This window comes from Streptomyces sp. NPDC048248, from assembly GCF_043201875.1.
GTDB lineage: Bacteria > Actinomycetota > Actinomycetes > Streptomycetales > Streptomycetaceae > Streptomyces.
In genome coordinates, this window is sequence record NZ_JBICZL010000005.1 from 189,841 (window position 1) to 207,631 (window position 17,791).

The 17,791-nt window shown below is 69.5% G+C and carries 17 protein-coding genes and 1 riboswitch; of the genes, 7 read left to right on the plus strand and 10 right to left on the minus strand.

Annotated elements, in window-relative coordinates; translation table 11 throughout:
- Positions 1–341 precede the first annotated feature (341 nt).
- Positions 342–2,120: a phosphomethylpyrimidine synthase ThiC gene (gene thiC, locus ACGFZW_RS12240; RefSeq protein WP_393892998.1), complete on the minus strand. Its 1,779-nt coding sequence runs from the start codon at positions 2,118–2,120 to the stop codon at positions 342–344.
- Positions 2,115–2,272: riboswitch (TPP riboswitch) on the minus strand. Its footprint overlaps the gene before it by 6 nt.
- Before the next feature lie 69 nt (positions 2,273–2,341).
- Here thiC and ACGFZW_RS12245 point away from each other — a divergent pair.
- On the plus strand, positions 2,342–3,727 hold the full coding sequence (locus tag ACGFZW_RS12245) for a YibE/F family protein (RefSeq protein WP_393892999.1): 1,386 nt from the start codon (positions 2,342–2,344) through the stop codon (positions 3,725–3,727).
- An 84-nt stretch (positions 3,728–3,811) separates the two neighbouring features.
- On the opposite strand, the gene ACGFZW_RS12250 is transcribed toward ACGFZW_RS12245, so the two are convergent.
- The 4 genes from ACGFZW_RS12250 to ACGFZW_RS12265 form a co-directional block, all read right to left on the minus strand.
- Positions 3,812–4,234, minus strand: coding sequence for an SsgA family sporulation/cell division regulator (locus tag ACGFZW_RS12250; protein WP_393893000.1), 423 nt, complete (start codon positions 4,232–4,234; stop codon positions 3,812–3,814).
- A gap of 104 nt (positions 4,235–4,338) precedes the next feature.
- Positions 4,339–5,115: an IclR family transcriptional regulator gene (locus ACGFZW_RS12255; protein WP_393893001.1), complete on the minus strand. Its 777-nt coding sequence runs from the start codon at positions 5,113–5,115 to the stop codon at positions 4,339–4,341.
- A gap of 521 nt (positions 5,116–5,636) precedes the next feature.
- Positions 5,637–5,864 (minus strand): DUF5326 family protein, encoded by a 228-nt coding sequence (locus tag ACGFZW_RS12260; protein ID WP_393893002.1) that lies wholly within the window; start codon positions 5,862–5,864, stop codon positions 5,637–5,639.
- A 203-nt stretch (positions 5,865–6,067) separates the two neighbouring features.
- On the minus strand, positions 6,068–6,385 hold the full coding sequence (locus ACGFZW_RS12265) for a cupin domain-containing protein (protein WP_393893003.1): 318 nt from the start codon (positions 6,383–6,385) through the stop codon (positions 6,068–6,070).
- Positions 6,386–6,433: 48 nt separating this feature from the next.
- Here ACGFZW_RS12265 and ACGFZW_RS12270 point away from each other — a divergent pair, with 48 nt between their 5' ends.
- From ACGFZW_RS12270 to ACGFZW_RS12290, 5 genes are all read left to right on the plus strand, one after another.
- Complete coding sequence (locus tag ACGFZW_RS12270) at positions 6,434–6,811, plus strand: phage holin family protein (protein ID WP_393893004.1); 378 nt, start codon at positions 6,434–6,436, stop codon at positions 6,809–6,811.
- Positions 6,804–7,391: a low molecular weight protein-tyrosine-phosphatase gene (locus ACGFZW_RS12275; protein WP_393893005.1), complete on the plus strand. Its 588-nt coding sequence runs from the start codon at positions 6,804–6,806 to the stop codon at positions 7,389–7,391. The genes ACGFZW_RS12270 and ACGFZW_RS12275 overlap by 8 nt, the downstream gene beginning before the upstream one ends.
- 184 nt (positions 7,392–7,575) lie before the next feature.
- The gene (locus tag ACGFZW_RS12280; RefSeq protein ID WP_393893006.1) at positions 7,576–8,706 is read left to right on the plus strand and encodes a cystathionine gamma-lyase; all 1,131 of its coding nucleotides are present in this window, start codon (positions 7,576–7,578) and stop codon (positions 8,704–8,706) included.
- 311 nt (positions 8,707–9,017) lie between these two features.
- Entirely contained in the window at positions 9,018–9,914 is an 897-nt protein-coding gene (locus ACGFZW_RS12285; protein WP_393893007.1) for a LysR family transcriptional regulator, read from the plus strand.
- A 203-nt stretch (positions 9,915–10,117) separates the two neighbouring features.
- Entirely contained in the window at positions 10,118–10,597 is a 480-nt protein-coding gene (locus ACGFZW_RS12290; protein ID WP_393893008.1) for an NUDIX domain-containing protein, read from the plus strand.
- A 78-nt stretch (positions 10,598–10,675) separates the two neighbouring features.
- Here ACGFZW_RS12290 and ACGFZW_RS12295 read toward each other — a convergent pair whose 3' ends face one another.
- The 3 genes from ACGFZW_RS12295 to ACGFZW_RS12305 all read right to left on the minus strand — a co-directional run bounded on the left by ACGFZW_RS12295 (position 10,676) and on the right by ACGFZW_RS12305 (position 14,828).
- A complete protein-coding gene (locus ACGFZW_RS12295) occupies positions 10,676–11,593 on the minus strand; it encodes a pyridoxamine 5'-phosphate oxidase family protein (RefSeq protein ID WP_393893272.1) in 918 nt (305 codons plus the stop codon).
- A 91-nt stretch (positions 11,594–11,684) separates the two neighbouring features.
- Positions 11,685–13,742, minus strand: a complete 2,058-nt coding sequence (locus tag ACGFZW_RS12300; RefSeq protein WP_393893009.1) for a globin domain-containing protein — start codon at positions 13,740–13,742, stop codon at positions 11,685–11,687.
- A 450-nt stretch (positions 13,743–14,192) separates the two neighbouring features.
- Positions 14,193–14,828 (minus strand): HAD family hydrolase, encoded by a 636-nt coding sequence (locus tag ACGFZW_RS12305; protein WP_393893010.1) that lies wholly within the window; start codon positions 14,826–14,828, stop codon positions 14,193–14,195.
- Positions 14,829–15,020: 192 nt separating this feature from the next.
- On the opposite strand from ACGFZW_RS12305, the gene ACGFZW_RS12310 reads away from it, so the two are divergent.
- Entirely contained in the window at positions 15,021–15,557 is a 537-nt protein-coding gene (locus ACGFZW_RS12310) for a DUF2269 domain-containing protein (RefSeq protein ID WP_393893011.1), read from the plus strand.
- 80 nt (positions 15,558–15,637) lie between these two features.
- On the opposite strand, the gene ACGFZW_RS12315 is transcribed toward ACGFZW_RS12310, so the two are convergent.
- Positions 15,638–16,111, minus strand: a complete 474-nt coding sequence (locus ACGFZW_RS12315) for a heme-binding protein (RefSeq protein WP_393893012.1) — start codon at positions 16,109–16,111, stop codon at positions 15,638–15,640.
- A gap of 199 nt (positions 16,112–16,310) precedes the next feature.
- On the minus strand, positions 16,311–17,531 hold the full coding sequence (locus tag ACGFZW_RS12320; RefSeq protein ID WP_393893013.1) for an MFS transporter: 1,221 nt from the start codon (positions 17,529–17,531) through the stop codon (positions 16,311–16,313).
- Positions 17,532–17,791 lie beyond the last annotated feature (260 nt).

Sequence of the window (17,791 nt, forward strand, 5' to 3'; positions counted from 1 at the left end):
AGGCTGCGAGTTCGAACCCTCCACGCACGATGAACCCCAGAGGATCCCTTCATTGGCGGCGGAGAGGGGACTAGGACCGCGCCAGGTTGAAGCTCGGCGTGAGGGCCGGTGAGGCGCCCGAGGGGCTGGCTGCGACGTCGGTAGTCACGGACATTGCGGCGGGACTTCATGATCCATCCCAGAGTCCGTTCGGCTTTCCAGCGGCGGGACAGGACGACGCCCGTTCGATCTCTAAGCCTGGTCAGACGCTCACCAGGCTTGGAGACAGGTGCGGACCGGCTGTTCTGCGCGGACCGGCCCGCGACTCCCGATGAGTCGCGGGCCGGGTTCCTGCAGCAGGATCAGTCAGCCAGCGGCAGGTAGACGCGGTTGCCCGCCGCCGCGAATTCCTTGGACTTCTCGGCCATGCCGGCCTCGGGGTCGATCGCCAGGTCACCGCCGTGTTCGCGGCGGATGTCCTGGGAGATCTTCATGGAGCAGAACTTCGGGCCGCACATCGAGCAGAAGTGGGCCGTCTTCGCCGGCTCCGCGGGCAGCGTCTGGTCGTGGAAGGACCGGGCGGTGTCCGGGTCGAGGGCCAGGTTGAACTGGTCCTCCCAGCGGAACTCGAAGCGGGCGTCGGAGAGCGCGTCGTCCCATTCCTGGGCGCCGGGGTGGCCCTTGGCGAGGTCCGCCGCGTGGGCCGCGATCTTGTAGGTGATGACGCCGGTCTTGACGTCGTCGCGGTCCGGCAGGCCCAGGTGCTCCTTGGGCGTGACGTAGCAGAGCATCGCGGTGCCCCACCAGGCGATCATCGCGGCGCCGATACCTGAGGTGATGTGGTCGTAGGCGGGCGCGATGTCGGTGGTCAGCGGGCCGAGTGTGTAGAACGGCGCCTCTTCGCAGATCTCCTGCTGGAGGTCGATGTTCTCCTTGATCTTGTGCATCGGGACATGTCCCGGTCCTTCGATCATCGTCTGGACACCGTGCCGCTTGGCGATGGTGTTCAGCTCACCGAGGGTGCGCAGCTCGGCGAACTGCGCCTCGTCGTTGGCGTCCGCGATGGAGCCGGGGCGCAGACCGTCACCGAGGGAGTAGGTGACGTCGTAGGAGGCGAGGATCTCGCAGAGTTCCTCGAAGTGCGTGTAGAGGAAGGACTCCTGGTGGTGCGCCAGGCACCAGGCGGCCATGATGGAGCCGCCGCGCGAGACGATGCCGGTCTTGCGGCGGGCCGTGAGGGGCACGTAACGGAGCAGCACACCGGCGTGCACCGTCATGTAGTCGACGCCCTGTTCGGCCTGCTCGATGACGGTGTCCTTGTAGATCTCCCAGGTCAGTTCCTCGGCCTTGCCGTCGACCTTCTCCAGCGCCTGGTAGAGGGGGACGGTGCCGATGGGGACGGGGGAGTTGCGCAGCACCCACTCGCGCGTGGTGTGGATGTTGCGGCCGGTGGACAGGTCCATGACCGTGTCGGCGCCCCACTGGGTCGCCCAGGTCATCTTGTCCACCTCCTCCTCGATCGAGGAGGTGACGGCGGAGTTGCCGATGTTGGCGTTCACCTTCACCAGGAAGTTCTTGCCGATGATCATCGGCTCGATCTCCGGGTGGTTGATGTTGGCCGGCAGCACCGCACGGCCCGCCGCGATCTCGTCGCGCACGAACTCAGGGGTGACGTTCTCGCGGATGGCGACGTACTCCATCTCCGCGGTGACCTCCCCGCGCTGCGCATACGCGAGCTGGGTGACGGCGGCGCCGTCCCGGCCGCGGCGCGGCAGACGGGGGCGGCCCGGGAAGACCGCGTCGAGGTTCTTGAGGCCCCCGCGCGGCGAGGTGTGCTTGAGGCCGTCGTCCTCCGGCCGCAGCGGCCGGCCCGCGTACTCCTCGGTGTCGCCCCGCGAGACGATCCAGTTCTCCCGCAGCGGCGCGAGACCGCGGCGGACGTCGGTTTCGATCTGGGGATCTGTGTACGGACCTGACGTGTCGTAGAGCGTCACGTCCTTGCCGTTGGTGAGGTGCACCTTCCGAACCGGGACCCGAAGGTCGGGCCGCGAACCGGAGACATAGCCCTTGTGCCAGCCGATCGTCGGCTCGAAGGCGTCGCCGCCACCGTTTTCGGGCGTGCGTGCATCCTGCAGAGTCATATTGACCCAACTCCCTACGCCGGCATTACCCGGTAACAGGTTCGGCGGTCGACGCAGCGATTTCCCGTGGGTGGCGTTCCGGCGTCTGCCGGACGTCCCGCGGAGGTCAGCGTCCTCTCAGCCCGGTGCTCCGAGCTCCCGCGATTGCAAAGTGCCACCACGGTAGCTGCCCGTGCGGCGCGGTGGCCAGGGGGCCCCTGGGTTCTTGCGATGATCGGGCGGTGAGCAGCCAGGAGCCCCATACGCATTCCCACGCGCACGGCCACGCGCCTGCCGCGCCCGTATCCCGTCATCTGCGCAAGGTCATCGCGGCCGTGCTGATCCCGTTCGCCGCCGCGGTCGTCGTCGGTCTGGCGGTGCTCTGGCCGGGCGGCGCGCCGTCGCACAAGCCGTCCGGTGTGGGCTTCGACCAGCCCACCGAGCAGGCGACGGTGCTCAAGGTGGACAAGGTGAACTGCGCCGACGTCCATGCCGAGCAGCAGCCGCAGCCCACGCCGCCGTCGGGGCAGCCACCGAGCGGGGGGTCGACGACCGGCAAGGACTGCGAGCAGGTGACGATCAAGGTCACCACGGGCGAGAACGCCGGGCGGACGTTCCAGACGGTGGTGACACCGGATGCCTCGCGGCACTACACGACCGGGCAGGACGTGGTGGTCGCGTACTCCCCCAAGGCGCCCAAGGACCTCCAGTACTCGGTCAGCGACGTCGACCGGAGCTTCCCGATGTGGGTGCTCGCCGCGATCTTCGCGTTCGCGGTCGTGGTCGTGGGACGGCTGCGCGGGGTCCTCGCGCTGGTGGCGCTGCTGGCGAGCTTCGGAGTGCTGACGCTGTTCATCCTCCCGGCCATCCTGCAGGGCTCCAACCCGCTGGTCGTGGCGGTGGTCGGGGGCAGCGCGATCATGCTGATCGCGCTCTATATGTGCCACGGACTGACGGCCAGAACGTCGGTCGCCGTGCTCGGAACGCTCGCCTCACTGCTGCTGATCGGTCTGCTCGGGTCGGTGTTCATCGGCTGGGCGCTGCTGACCGGCAACACCGACGACACCACCGGGCTGGTGCACGGTCTCTACCCGGACATCGAGATCCGGGGCCTGCTGCTGGCGGGGATCATCATCGGCTCGCTGGGTGTGCTCGACGATGTGACGGTGACCCAGACCGCCGCGGTCTGGGAGCTGAAGGAGGCGAATCCGTCGGCGGGATGGCGCACCCTCTACAGCGCGGCGATGCGCATCGGACGGGATCACATCGCGTCCGTCGTCAACACGCTGGTACTGGCTTACGCGGGCGCCGCGCTGCCTCTGTTTTTGCTGTTCTCGATCGCACAGAGCGACGTGGGGACGGTCGCCACGAGCGAGGTGGTCGCCGAGGAGATCGTGCGCACGCTGGTGGGCAGCATCGGGCTGGTCGCCTCGGTGCCGCTGACGACGCTGCTCGCGGCGATGGTCGTCTCCGCGGACCGCAAGGGGCAGCGCGCGGCAACGCACGGCGCCGAACCGGACTCCGGCGGCTCCGCGCCAGGCGCTGCCGACGACTTCGGGGCACAGCGAAGCGCCGCGCGGGGCAGGTCCGGACGGCGCGGGTCGCGGGGCAAGCGCCGAAAGCAGTGAGAGGACCGGCACGGCCCGGTCGTCGGCGCACGTGCGGTCGGCCTCGTCGGCGGGGCATGACCGACTGGGCCGGCCCTTCGGGGATCAGCCGGCCGGCGCCTCCGTGAGGATCCGGTCCAGCACGGCCTCCAGCGTGTCGAAGACCTCTTCCTTGCCGAGCGGTACCAGTCGGTCCGTCCGGTCCAGGAAGGCGACCAGCGGGGGCGCGCTGACCCGGAACAGGGCCTTCTCCGAGCCGACTTGAAGACTGATGAAGATGTCGCTGAGGTGCTCCGCGGAGGACGGTTCGATGCGCACATCGCCCTCACCGGACGGCCGACTCAGCCCGTCCAGAAGCAGTTCGCGGCTGAAAGCCCAGGTCACGGGCACATCGCCGGGGAGATCGAAGGTGAGCCGGACGGCGTACGGATCGGCGCTGTCGAAGTCCAGCAACACCGGGATCCGAAACGCGAGCTCCTCGGAGACGAGAAAGCTCATGATCACTTCTGCCTGAACTGTGTCGGTCATCAACCACTGCCCCGCACTTGATCGGAGATGGCCGGGAATCGTCCCCCGAAGCCCTATTGACGCCATCGTCTGTCACGTGCAAGCAGATCACAAGGAGTGAGTTTTCAGATACTGATAGAGAAGGCGAGTGTCGTTAGTGTCGCCTCCGCCATTTTCCGTAGTCGGGTCGTCACGTTACGCAATCGATGCAGCTCGGCGACCGGAAGAGAAACAGCCAGGGCGGCAGCGGCGGCGCCGACCTGGATGGGGATCGCCGAACAGACGGTGCCCAGGGCATATTCCTGATGCTCGAAAGCGACTTGACCGCGACGCACAGTATCCAAACGATGCAGCAGATCGTCCTCTGATCGCACGGAAAAGGGCGTTATGGACTGCACGGGATATCGGGACAAATGCTCCTTACGGGCGTTTTCGTCCAACTGCGCGAGCAGGCATTGGCCGATCGCATGTGCGTGCGCGGTGGTGCGGAAGTCCACCCACTCCTCGACGGGCGGCCGGCCCGGCTCGTCGGTCACCGCCACTACCTCCACTTCACCCTCGCGGTAGACGGCGAAGTAGACGGCGGCGCCCAATTCCCGTCCGGCCATGGCCAGCGCCTCGGCGATATGGACGCGCTGCCGGCGCCGGGCACCGACCTGACCGATGGCCTCGGCCGCCTCCCCGAACACGAAGACGCCGTTCTCGCGGCGCAGATATCCCTCGTGGGTCAGGGTCCGCAGCAGGTGATAGGTCGTCGGGAGCGGGAGGCCGATCTCCCGGGCGAGTTGCTTCGCGGGCGCTCCGTCGGGGTGCGCGCTCACCGCCTCCAGCAGACGAAGTGCGCGCTGCACCGACCCGATCAGCGTGGGGTGAGAAGCGGATTCGCCGTTCACAATTGCCAACGCCAACCCCCAGGTTCTGTCCCCTTGGGGCACGGAGCCCCGTCGCGGGACCCTCTCCCGCGCCGCGCGCGTCTCCCAGCGCCCCGTCGTCGACGCCTCTCGGCCGCCGCTTCCGGAATATTCCGGAACTTTCCGTCCGGAAGACGCCTGCGCCCCGAACTCTAGCCGGGCCGATCGAAGCCGTAGCCCGAATGGCTTGGGAGTTAACTCGCCTGGCGCACTTGCCGGCCGTGCGTGACAGGACGGAGCGGTTCTTGGGCGCCTTGTGAACGGCGGAACGGCGTCGGGAGAAATGCGGAACGCCCCAATCCGCGTGGCGGATCGGGACGTTCGGCGGGGACGCGGGCGCCCTGGCCGAGGACGCGCGGACGCGGGCGGTGAGGAGGCGGGGCGGGCGGCACCGGGCGGGCAGCTCGCGGCGGTGCCTTCGCCGCCGGGCGGTGCCAGGGCGATGCCGGCCCTGGGCTGCCGGGCCGGCCGGAGTTGCCGTTTCCGGCCGGGGCTGCCGGTCAATCGGGTCTCTACCACTCGCCCTTCGACGAGGACGAGGAGGACGAGCCGCTGAATCGGCGTACGAGGTAGATGACTCCGGCGATCAGCGCCGCCGCGATCAGCACCTTGAACAGCAGGCCGATCAGGAAGCCGACCGCGGAGGCGATCAGTCCACCGAAAACGACGATCAGGATGACGGGCACCACGACCCAGGTGACCCACCACGGAAGCCCTGCGAATATCCCCTTACCAGCCACTGCTCTGCCCTGCTTTCTGTCTGTCGCGTCGATCTCGCATCGATCTGTCGCGTTGATGGCACCGTTCACGTACCGCGCGTCCGCCGCGTCGCGTCTCCGGTTCCCCCTTCACCGTCGATGCTAGGGCGCCGCCCGCCGCTGTGGGGGCCTGGCATCCCGGGCCCTTCCCTGACCCTTCCCCTACGGGTCGGGGGCCCCGGCCCTCAGCTCTCGGGCGGAGAGAAGACCACCATCACCCGGAGGTCCTCGCTGATGTGATGGAACTTGTGGGCCACCCCGGCCGGCACGTAGACCACGCTGCCCCGCGCCACCGACTGCGTCTCCATCCCGACCGTGATCGCCGCCCGGCCGCTGACCACGAGGTACACCTCGTCCTGGGCATGCGGCTGCTGCGGGTCCGTACTTCCGGCGTCCAGCGCGTACAGACCGACCGACATGTTGCGTTCCCGGAGGAACTGCAGATACGCGCCGTCGTTCGCGGCCCGTTCCGCTTCCAGTTCTTCCAGTCTGAAAGCCTTCATGCCGTTCGCACCCCTCGATGATTCAGACTCGTCTGCGACGATCTCACCATGAAGAATTTTCTGGTCAAGACGATCGCCAACGCCGCGGCACTCGCCGTAGCGGTCTGGCTGCTCAAGGACATCACGCTGACCGGCAACAACACCGGTCGCACCGTACTGACGCTGGTTCTGGTCGCGTTGATCTTCGGGTTGGTCAACTTCGTCGTCAAGCCCGTTGTGAAACTGCTCTCCTTCCCGCTATTCATCCTCACGCTCGGCCTGATCACCCTGGTCGTGAACGCACTGATGCTGCTGCTCACTTCCTGGCTGGCGGAGAAAGCTGATCTCGCCTTCCATGTGCAGGGTTTTTGGACCGCGGTGCTCGGCGGCGTGATCATTTCGATCGTTTCCTGGGCAATGCACATGATTCTTCCCGACAATGACTGACCAGCCGCAGGCTCCTTTCCGCGTCTGCTTCGTCTGCACCGGCAACATCTGCCGTTCGCCGATGGCCGAGTCCGTCTTCCGCGCCCGCGTCGCGGAGGACGGACTGGCCGGCCTGGTCGAGGTCGACAGCGCGGGCACCGGCGGCTGGCACGAGGGCGACGGCGCCGACCCGCGCACGGTCGCCGTGCTGCGGGCGGCCGGCTATGAACACGACCACACCGCGAGGCAGTTCCAGGCCGCCTGGTTCGACCGTCTCGACCTGGTGATCGCGCTCGACTCCGGTCATCTGCGCGCACTGCGTCGCCTGGCCCCGACCGCGCGGGACGCCGCCAAGGTGCGGATGCTGCGCCCCTACGGGGCCGCAGGCGCCACGAACAGCTCCGGCGGCACGGCCGCTGACCTGGACATCCCTGATCCGTACTACGGCGACTTCACCGGCTTCGAGGAGTGCCTGGAGATGGTCGAGGAGGCGAGCGACGGCCTGCTTGAGGCGGTCCGCTCCGCACTCACCGCGGACACGGACGCGTCGGACTCGTGCGCCGCCGGGACCGAAGACCAGCCGGACCTGCAACCGATGTAACCGAATTCCTGGCATTACCGGCAAAACGCAAGACATAGGCATCAGAAGCGCGAATTCACACGGAAGTACCCGTAAAACCTGTAAGACCCTTAACACCCGCGGCCCCCGTGCCATCGGTGACGCCGATGATGCCGTTGACGCCCTGGCACCGGCGCACCCGCGGTTCCCAGAAGCAGGAGAGCGCATGACGGGCGATGGCACACGCGTCGTACGAGCGGGACTTCCCGAGCCCGCGGCCTTCGAGCCGACCCACCCCGGGCCGGTCTTCGCGGCCCACTTCCACCTTCCCGGCGACGCCGTCGGCCCGTATACGTACGGGCGCGAGTCCAACCCCACCTGGACCCTGCTGGAACAGGCCATCAGCGACCTCGAATCGCCCGGTGAAGCCGCCCGGAGCATCGTCTTCGCCTCCGGTATGGCGGCGATCAGCGCCGCCCTCTTCTCGCAGTTGCGCGCCGGGGACGCGGTGGTGCTCCCCAACGACGGCTATCAGCTGCTGCCTGCCGTCCGCACCCGCCTGGAGAGCTACGGCATCGAGGTGCGCACGGCGCCCACCGCGCAGGACGCGCAGCTCGATGTGCTGGACGGCGCCCGGCTGCTCTGGATCGAGACGCCCTCCAACCCCGGCCTCGACGTCTGCGACATCCGGCGGCTGGCCGACGCCGCGCACGCCCAGGGCGCCCTGGTCGCGGTCGACAACACCCTCGCCACCCCGCTCGGCCAGCGCCCTCTGGAGCTGGGTGCCGACCTCTCGGTCGCCAGCGGCACCAAGGCCCTGACCGGCCACGGTGACGTGCTGCTCGGCTACGTCAGCACGCGCGACGCCGCCCTGGCCGACTCCGTACGGCTGTGGCGCAAGACGATCGGCGCGATCCCCGGCCCCATGGAGAGCTGGCTCGCGCACCGTTCGCTGGCCACCCTCGCGTTGCGCGTACGCCAGCAGGCGGCCGGCGCTCTGGCGCTCGCGCAGGCCCTGGCCGACCGCCCCGAGATCACCGGCCTGCGCCACCCCGGGCTGCCGTCCGACCCCTCCCACCAGCTCGCGCTGCGGCAGATGCGGGCCGGGATCTTCGGCTGTGTGGTGTCGTTCACGCTGCCCGACAAGGCTCATGCCGAGCGCTTCCTGGCCGCGCTGACGCTGGTGGACGACGCGACGAGCTTCGGCGGTGTGCGGTCCACCGCCGAACGCCGCGGCCGCTGGGGCGGCGACGCCGTCGCGGAGGGGTTCATCCGCTTCTCGGTCGGTGTGGAGGAACCGGCGGATCTGGTGGCCGACGTACTCCGGGCACTGGACTCGGCGGCGCGACCCGCCTGAGGCCACGCGTGGCCCGGCTGCCGCTGGTCTCCGCCCGGCCGGGCCGACGGCACCGCGCGAGCCGCCGGCACTGCCCGGGCTGCCGGGAGCATGCCCGGACCGGCTGCCGCCGAGCTCCTGCGCGCACGCGCAATGGGCCGGCAGGGTATCCCCCCTCGTCACCCTGCCGGCCGCGGTTCACACTTCAACGAACCGCTGCCACAAGGCTAGTTGACTCAGCGTCAGTGTCCAATCACGCTAGCGATGCAGCCCTATCGACAAATTTATGGTGGGGCCGCGACCAGGCATCCGAGGGGCGCAGGAGGTTCCCGATGGATCTGGCTCTGCTGCGCACGTTCGTCACGGTGCACCGGGCCGGCTCCTTCACCCGCGCCGCGGCGTTACTGGGCCTCTCCCAACCTGCCGTGACGGGCCAGATACGTTCCCTGGAACGCCAGTTGGGCCGCCCGCTCTTCCTGCGCAACGCCCGCGGCGTCACCGCGACCACGATCGGCGACGAACTCGCGCACAAGGTGGCGCCCCACCTCGACGCGCTCACCGAGATCACCGAGGCCGACCAGGACGAGGAGTCCGCGACCCGCACGCTGCATCTGGCCGGGCCACCGGAATTCACCGCGGAGCGCACACTGCCCGCGCTGGCGCCGCTGGTGTCCCAGGGGCTTTCCCTGCGCGCCGCCTTCGGCCCCTCGGAAGAGCTGCTGGCGGGGCTCGCCGCCGGGCACCACGACCTGACCGTCACCACCGCCCGGCCACGCGGCGCCCTGCTGACCGCCACCCCGCTGTGCGACGAGGAGCACATGCTGATCGCCTCGCCGCGCTGGGCGGCCCGGCTGGGCGGCCCGGCGGTCCTCCGCGCCGGAGGGGTGCGGCTGCTCGATCACGTACCGCTCGTCGAGGTGCACGAGAGCCTGCCGCTGATCACCCGCTACTGGTCCGCGGTCTTCGACGCCAAGCCCGCAGCCTCCGCCACGATCATCGCCGGTGATCTCCGGGCGGTGCTGTCCTGCGTCGTGGCGGGTGCGGGAATCGGCGTGCTGCCCCGCTATCTGTGCACCGCCGCGCTGGACAGCGGGGAGCTCATCGCCCTCCTCGACCCTCCGGTGCCGCCGCTGCGCACGTACTTCCTGGCCGTACGCACCGGGACGCTCGGTCTGCCGCATATCGCGCGGGCGCACGAGTGGCTGCTGCGGACGGCGACCGACTGGTGAGAGCCGGCCGCGACGGGCGGGCCTCGGTGCGGGGCCGTGCCGTCCTGGTCACGGGGCCGGTGCACGGCCGGGACCCGGTGATGGACGTCGGCGGATTGTGGGGCGTGCGGCGCATCGGGGCGTGAAGCGGCGCGAAGGGGGCGTGTGGCGTCGTCTCGGGCGGCGTGGGTTTCACCCGGCCGCGACTGCGGCATCTGTCCCCTATGACCGTACGGCCAGTCGTGAAACGCACCGCCCGCGCGATTCTGCTCGACGGCGCGGATCTCCTTCTGATCAAGCGCACCAAGCCGGGCCGGGCCCCGTACTGGATCACTCCGGGCGGTGGCGTGGAGCCCGAGGACTCCACCGTCATCGAGGCGCTCCACCGCGAGGTGGACGAAGAGCTGGGCGCGAAGATCAAGGATGTCGTTCCGGTCTTCGTCGACACCGTCGAGCACTTCAGCGAGGGCGGCGTGGACGGCGTGAAGGTGCAGCACTTCTTCGTCTGCCGACTGGACTCGATGGACCCCGCCCGCCGGCACGGCCCCGAGGTCGACGAACCCTGCGGCGAGTACGAGATCGTCCGGGTGCCCTTCACCCGGGTCGGGATCGCCTCCGTCGAGGTCGTACCGCTGTCGCTGCGGCACTACCTCGACGGCAACATCGAGGGCGTACGCGCCATGCACGCCCCTGACCTCGGCTGACGACACGGAAGACCGGCGCACCGCCGGCCGGCACGGCGGCCCGGGAGCCGCGGGCACCGGGCCGGCGCCCCCGCTGGCTCAGCCGAACCACCCGCGGAATTCGGGATCGCCCTCCGCGGGCCGCCGGGGCTGGGCGCGCGCGAGCACCCGCTCGACCCGGTCGAGAAACGCCCCGTTCAGCTCCGCGGCGAAACCGTCCGGCGCCGGGGCGCGGCCCGACCCTCCTCGTGCGTCGAAGGAAGCACCCACGGAAGCATCGAAGGAGGCAGGGAAGGACCCATTGGCAGAAGGGTCGTCGAGAGCGGGAACGCGGAACGCTTCGGCCGGTGCGCCGCCGTTCGTGACCGCGTCACCGACCGCCTGGTGACCGTCGTCCCAGGGGTGCTCGTCCTTGCGTTCCGCACGCCGGAACGGTGCCCGCCCGGGTGCCTCTTCCGCTGCGCCGAAGAAGTCGCCGCCCTTGCGCTTGTAGTCGTCCGTCCCCCAGGCCCGCGCGCCACGCTGCTGCGCCGGGACCTTCTGCAGATGCGGGATGTGCTTGGAGCAGTGGATGTACGCCTCTTCGATCCCGACCATCACCCACAGCTGCGCCCGCCGCCCGGGGACCGGGTCGACCGGCAGACCGGGGTGGCTCGCCCGCATCTCCTCGTCCATCACCACGCGCGCCCGGCCGTTGATGTGCAGCCCGATGCGGTTGCGGGTGAAGTCGACCATCAGCAGGCCCAGGCGCGGGTTCTCCGACATGTTGCCCACGGACGCCATGACGCCGTTGCCGCGGTACTCCGGATACGCCAGCGTCCGCTCGTCCAGCACCTGCACGAACCCGGCGGGCCCGGCCCGGAAACTCGCATCGCAATCACCGTGCCGGTCGGCCGTGGACAGGAAGAACATCTCCTGACGGGCCACGAACTCCCGCATCCGGTCGTTGAGATGATCCAGCACCTGGTCACCGTAGAAACGGTTGGCGCGCTCGGTCGTACCGAGCCTCTGCTGCACCAAGTGCTCACCGTCGCTCCCGGGCCGCTCTCCCTGCCGCATGCCCCGCCCGTCCCCTGTCCGACCGTAGTCGCCCTGTGCTGCCAAGACCTCAATCCCCTGCCGAGACCAGCTCTTCGATGGAGTCATGCCGTATGCGAGCGGTCGGGATGCCGACCCCCACCAACGCGTCCACGCCGCTGCGGATCAGCCCGGGTGGCCCGGAGAGGTAGGCGTCGTACTCCCGCCACGGCCCGTATTGGCGTACCGCGTCCGGGAGTTGGCCACTGACGCTGTTCGTTCCGCTGGGGGCCGGGCCGGAGGCCACGACCGGGCGGACCGAGAGCCAGGGATGCGTCTGCTCCAGGCGCATCATCGTGTCGATGTCGTACAGGTCGTGGTCGCTGCGGGCGCCGTAGAAGACCTCGACCGGGCGGCGGGTGCCGTGCTCGGCGACGTCCTCGATCAGAGCCTTGATGGGTGCGATGCCGGTGCCGCCACCGACGCACAGCAGCCCGTTCCTGGTGGAGTGATCGACGGTCATCGAGCCGCCCGGTGCGCCGAGGCGGATGACGTCACCGGGGCGCGCGCGGTGGACCATGGCGTTGGACACCCAGCCCGCGGGGACGGCCTTGACGTGGAACGAGAGCAGCCCGTCGGAGCGGGGCGCAGAGGCGAACGAGTAGTGCCGCCAGATGCGCGGCCACCACGGGGTCTCGACGCTGGTGTACTGCCCGGCGCGGAAGGGGTACGGCTGGTCGGGGCGGACCGTCACCACCGCGATCTCAGGCGTGCGCAGCTCGTGGGAGACGACCTCGGCCTGCCACCACGCGGGGGCGACGGCCTCGTTCTCGGCGGCCGCGTCGATCATGATCTGGGAGATCGCGGTGTACGCACGCACCCAGGCGGCCTCCGTCTCCGCGTCCCAGCTCGACGTCGCATAGCGCGAGAGCGCGCCCAGCAGGCACTCGCCGACCGCGGGGTAGTGGTCCGGCATCGTGCCGTACTTCCGGTGACCGCGCCCGAGGTGCGAGAGGTACTCGGTGAGCCTGTCCGCATCGTCGGCGTGTTTGGCGGCGGTGAGCAGCGCCTTGAAGAGCCGGTCGCGCTGAGTGTCCATCGAGGCGGGGAACAGCGCGCGCAGATCGGGGTGCTGGACGAACAGCAGCGCGTAGAAGTACGAGGTCACCTTGTCGGCGATGGGCTCGATCTCGTCCATGGTGCGGCGGATGAGAATCGTGTCGGGGGAGGCGGGAGACGAGGCGGAGACCGATGCGGTGAGGGAGTTCAGCGTGGGCTCCGCGCTGCCCGGGCGCTCCGGGACCGAGGTGCGTTGCCGGGCTGAGGGGCGCTCCGGGGCCGCGGCGCGGCCGGGGGAAGGGGCCTCCGAGGCGGCCGGTGCTTGTGTGCGGTCCGGTCGCTGTACGGGGGTGAAAGCCGGGGGCGCGGAGGCTGCCGGCGGCGCGGACGCGGCGGCCGGTCGCTGTGCGCGGTCCGGTCGCTGCGCGGGGGTGAAGGCCGGGGGCGCGGACGCTGCCGAGGCGGCGAATGCGGCGGGCGGTCCGGCGTCGGGCTCGAAGCCGCCTGCGGCGCCTGGACCCCGTGCCGGCTCGTGCACCGGCTCGGGCTCACGGCCGGGACCACGACCCGACTCACCGTCCCAGGCGGCCGGGGACTCGCCGCGGGACGCGTCGTACCCGGGGTGGGGCTGCTCGGTGTACAGGGCGGCACGGGACTGTCCGGCGGACGCGTCACCTGCGGGCGAGGAACCCTGGTGCGACGGGGCGTGCGACTGCGGGGGCGGCGCCTGCTGGAAGGGGGGTTGGAACGGAGCCTGCTGGAGCTGGGCCTGCTGGGAGTGCGGCGTCTGTCGCGTGTCCGGGAGGGGTTCCGGCTCGCGCTCGCGCTCGGCGGCGGTACCTACCGGCCGTATCGGATTGACCGGCCGGCTGGGTATCCGTTCCCGATCGTCACGGCCCCCCTGACCCTGCGGGTCGCTCGGGTCGTTCCGTTCACTCCGGTCGTCCTGGTCCTGCCGGCCGTCCTGGCCGTTCTGCAGCTCCGAGGGGTCCTCGGAGGACTTCTTCGACGGAGGAGTGAACCAACCCCAATCGCCACTGCTGCCGCCAGAAGAGCCGCCATCGGCCGACGTGGTGGTCGGAGCGTCCATGGTCTGCCTCGCCTCGAACGTCTTTCGGTTGTCTTCGCACTTCCGTGGATCGGAAGTGCCCGGAATTCCCCCGCCTGCCCCCGGAATACTTCATCGGCTCACACTATTCCGGCAACATCCTCCAAAGCGGACACATCTCACGTCCCTGCAACAATCGGCGCAGATGCCGCCTGCGCAGCATGCCACCCCGGTTCATCGCATCGGACAAATTAGTCAGAAGTCCTGATGCGGGGGCCCACTCGCCGCTAGGCTGACGGGTTTTTGCCTGGCTGCGCGCGCACCCACGGAGCCCTCACCCCGCTGAACCGGACTCGACCATACCGGCAGTAGTTGAAACCACAAGCCCTGATCTGCGAACACTCCACACGGGCCCCGCGATAACAGTGATCCTCCCCACAGAGCGGCTTTTCCGTACACACAGCGGACGAATCCGCCGCCGAATGCTTTTTATTACCGGCCAGTACGAACGAGCGCGTATGCGTCGCGCAGATCGCGGCCCGCGTACGCGAATGAGGCCACCTCGCTGACGTGGTGATCCGCATTCACGGCCACGGATGCCGGAACCGCGGCGAAGAGATCGACGTCCGACATGGAGTCGCCGTACGCCACGCAGTCAGCCCGGGTCAACCCGTACTGCGCGCAGAGTTCATCGGCGATCCTGACCTTCGCGGCCGAGGAAAGGATGCCGGTCGGCTCCACTCTTTCCATGATCGGCACGGCCGGCCAGCGCGATCCGTGGGCGGTATCCGCACCCCACGCCAAGAGGCGTTCCACAAAGAAACCCGGCGACAGCGAGATCACCGCGCACCGTTCACCACGTGCACGGATATCCGCCCAGACCTCCCGGATACCGAGCAGCCACGGAGCGTTTTCAAAGGCCGCCGCCACTTGCCGTTCGGTGAGCTCCGCCGCCCACAGATCGCACGCGAGCTGCGCGAATTGCGGCGGCGTCAGCTCGCCCGCGGCGAACCCACGCTCCAGTTCGGCGATCTCCCGGTCACGGCCGAGCTGCCGGGAGATCTCGATGGCGGCCGCGGACCCGTGGAGCAGGGTCCCGTCCATGTCGAACAGATGCAGCTTCCCCATGGGGGGAGCGTAGGCCGGGGGGAGGGAGTGCGGGAGACAGGGGGATGGGACAGGGGGATGGGACAGGGACACGGGTGGGCGGTGTGGGATGTCGGGGAGGGCGGTGGTCGCGCGACGTACTCAACCGCGCGTACACGCGGATACTCCCGCCGCCAGATGTCCCGCTCCGCCCCGCGCGCCATCGTGGGACGCATGCAGCAGCTCAGCCGCCCCGCACGCCGGGCCTTCCTCGTTGTCCATGTCGCCGTATCCGTCGGCTGGTTCGGGCTCACCCTCGGCCTGCTCACGCTGAGCATCACCGGATACACCACCCGCTCCCCCGAGATGGCGGAGATCGCCTACCGCGCGATGAAGATCTTCGGCGATTGGCTGGTCATTCCCATCGCCCTGGCCTCGCTGCTCAGCGGGCTGGTGCTGTCCCTCGGCACGCGATGGGGGCTGGCCAGGCACCGCTGGGTCCACACCAAGTTCTGGCTGACCGTCGTCACCGTGCTGCTGTCGGTCTTCTCGCTCCGCCCCGGGATCAACCGTCTCGCGGCCGAGGCAGCCGCCGGTACCCCGGTCCCCGACATCAATCTCGTCGTCGCCCCCTCGGTCGCCACCGCGACCTACCTCTTCATCACCGCGATCTCCGTCCTCAAGCCGTGGGGCCTGACCGAACGCGGCAGCCGACTGCGGGATTCGCAGCCGGCCGGGGCCCGCGATGTCCGGGCTGTACGCAGCAGTTGAGGGGGAGCGGCTTCGGGTTGGGGCGGTTGGGGAGAGAAGTCGTGGGGGCCCGGTCGTGGGGGTTTTCGGGAGGGGCGGCGTCAGCCGAGTTCGGCGTCCGATGCCGCAGTCGTGGCGATGCGGTGGTCCTGCTCCGGGGCGCCGCCACCGAAGCCGACCGCTCCGACCAGGCGGCCGTCCCGGTGCAGGGGCAGCCCGCCCGCGATGAAGAGCAGGGGGCGGTCCAGCGCCGTGGGCAGCGTGTGGAAGAGCCCGTCGGGACGGACGAGGTCGACGAGGTCGGCGGTCGGTGCGTCCAACTGGAGGGCGGTGTACGCCTTGCGGTTGCTGGTCTCGCCGGAGATCAGCACGGCGTCGTCGTCCCGGCGGAAGCCGAGCAGATGGCCACCCGCATCCAGAACGGTCACGGTGCCGCGGACCCCGAGCCCCTCGGCTGCCCGGCGGGCGGCCTCGATGAGCGCGTCGGCGTCACGGGTGGTGAGCGGGCGGACGGTGGGGAGTTCGGGGGTGGCGACGGCGGCGTCGGAGGTGGTGCCAGTAGTGGTGGTGCTCATGGTTGGGCTCCTGGGGGAGTTGAGAGGGGGGAGAGGGATGTAGCGGGTGCGATGCAGGGGCGAGAGGCCCTGGGGTGCCGAGTGATTCGCTTCGGATGGGCAGTGCGCGTGGGCAGTGCGCGGGTCCGGGACGGCTGCTGCCGGGAAGTCCGTCGGAGTGTCCACGAGGCTCAAGCCCGCTCGCCCACAGCCGACATGGTCAGCTCTGCGCCGCCCGGACCGGCTCCTCGGTGACCACGGCTGGGCCGCCGGATGCGACCACCTGGTTGCGGCCGGCCGTTCGGCGTTCCAGGGCGGACGCGAAGATCGCCACACCGAGTGCCGCGGCGGCCATCAGCGCACCGACCCAGTTGGGCGCGGTGAAGCCGAGACCGGCCGAGATCACGATCCCGCCGAGCCAGGCCGCCAGCGCATTGCCGAAGTTGAAGGCCGCGATGTTGCCCGCCGAGGCGAGCGTGGGAGCGGAAGCGGCCTGGTCCATCACCCGCTTCTGCAGCGGCGGCACGGTCGCGAACCCGAAGACGCCGATGAGGACGATGGTGATGGTCGCGGCCACCTTGTTGTGCGCGGTGAAGTTGAACGCCGCCAAGGCCAGCGCCAGCCCCGTCAGTGACACGTACAGCATCGGCATCATGGCGCGGTCGGTGAAGCGGCCGGAGACCAGGTTCCCCCCGACCATTCCGATGCCGAAGACTGCCGTCAGCCAGATGACGGAGGACGGTGCGAAGCCCGTGACCTCGGTCATCATCGACGCGAGGTAGGTGACGGCCGCGAAGACTCCGCCGAAGCCGAGAACCGTCATGAGCATCGCAAGCCCGACCTGCGGATTGCGGAAGACCGCGAGCTCACTGCCGATACGGGAAGCGGCCTTGGCCCGGTTCGCCGGGATGAGCTTGAGAATGCCCGCCAGACCGATCACGCCGAGCGCGGTGATGGCGAAAAACGTGGTGCGCCAGTCGAACTGCTGGCTGAGCATGGTGCCGGCCGGGACACCGACGACGTTCGCGACGGTCAGGCCGCTGAACATCAGCGAGATGGCGGTGGCCCGCTTCTGCGGCGCCACCAGGTCGGCGGCCACGAGGGCGCCGATTCCGAAGAACGCACCGTGCGTGAAGGCGGAGACGATCCGTCCGGCCAACATGATCCCGAAGTTGGGCGCCAGCGCCGTGAGCAGGTTGCCCACGATGAACAGGCCCATCAGCAGCACCAGCATCTGCTTGCGGGTGAACCGCGTGCCGAGCGCCGTCATGAGGGGCGCTCCGACGACCACGCCCAGGGCGTAGACGGTGGTCGCGTAACCGGCGAGCGGGATGGAGACACCGAAACCGGCGGCCATGTCGGGCAGCAGCCCCATGACCGCGAACTCGGTCGTTCCGATCCCGAAGGCGCCGATGGCGAGCGCCAGGAGTGCGAGTGGCATGACGGATCCCTTCAAACGATTGCGTCCGTCGCTTACAGGCGTCGACAATAATTGCAGACGCAGTTACTTGCAAACGCGGGCTATTTCGAAAGTGCCCTATCCTGGTGCGTACGACCTATGAGGAGGTCTTCGATGACGCCGCAGACGCACGAGACGCCGCAGGTGACAGCCGTTCCGGACCTCCGGTCCGCCGCGGGGCCCCCGGTGGCGGACGGCCTGGAGACGGGCACGGCCATCGACGAGGAGACGGCGCCCCGCCG

What these genes read in the sequence shown, in the direction of transcription:
- ACGFZW_RS12265 (WP_393893003.1), bottom strand. Translation starts at nt 6,385, where the DNA reads ATGAAGGCTTTCAGACTGGAAGAACTGGAAGCGGAACGGGCCGCGAAC.
- ACGFZW_RS12275 (WP_393893005.1), top strand. Translation starts at nt 6,804, where the DNA reads ATGACTGACCAGCCGCAGGCTCCTTTCCGCGTCTGCTTCGTCTGCACC.
- thiC (WP_393892998.1), bottom strand. Translation starts at nt 2,120, where the DNA reads ATGACTCTGCAGGATGCACGCACGCCCGAAAACGGTGGCGGCGACGCC.
- ACGFZW_RS12320 (WP_393893013.1), bottom strand. Translation starts at nt 17,531, where the DNA reads ATGCCACTCGCACTCCTGGCGCTCGCCATCGGCGCCTTCGGGATCGGA.
- ACGFZW_RS12290 (WP_393893008.1), top strand. Translation starts at nt 10,118, where the DNA reads ATGACCGTACGGCCAGTCGTGAAACGCACCGCCCGCGCGATTCTGCTC.
- ACGFZW_RS12250 (WP_393893000.1), bottom strand. Translation starts at nt 4,234, where the DNA reads ATGACCGACACAGTTCAGGCAGAAGTGATCATGAGCTTTCTCGTCTCC.
- ACGFZW_RS12280 (WP_393893006.1), top strand. Translation starts at nt 7,576, where the DNA reads ATGACGGGCGATGGCACACGCGTCGTACGAGCGGGACTTCCCGAGCCC.
- ACGFZW_RS12285 (WP_393893007.1), top strand. Translation starts at nt 9,018, where the DNA reads ATGGATCTGGCTCTGCTGCGCACGTTCGTCACGGTGCACCGGGCCGGC.
- ACGFZW_RS12305 (WP_393893010.1), bottom strand. Translation starts at nt 14,828, where the DNA reads ATGGGGAAGCTGCATCTGTTCGACATGGACGGGACCCTGCTCCACGGG.
- ACGFZW_RS12300 (WP_393893009.1), bottom strand. Translation starts at nt 13,742, where the DNA reads ATGGACGCTCCGACCACCACGTCGGCCGATGGCGGCTCTTCTGGCGGC.
- ACGFZW_RS12310 (WP_393893011.1), top strand. Translation starts at nt 15,021, where the DNA reads ATGCAGCAGCTCAGCCGCCCCGCACGCCGGGCCTTCCTCGTTGTCCAT.
- ACGFZW_RS12270 (WP_393893004.1), top strand. Translation starts at nt 6,434, where the DNA reads ATGAAGAATTTTCTGGTCAAGACGATCGCCAACGCCGCGGCACTCGCC.
- ACGFZW_RS12315 (WP_393893012.1), bottom strand. Translation starts at nt 16,111, where the DNA reads ATGAGCACCACCACTACTGGCACCACCTCCGACGCCGCCGTCGCCACC.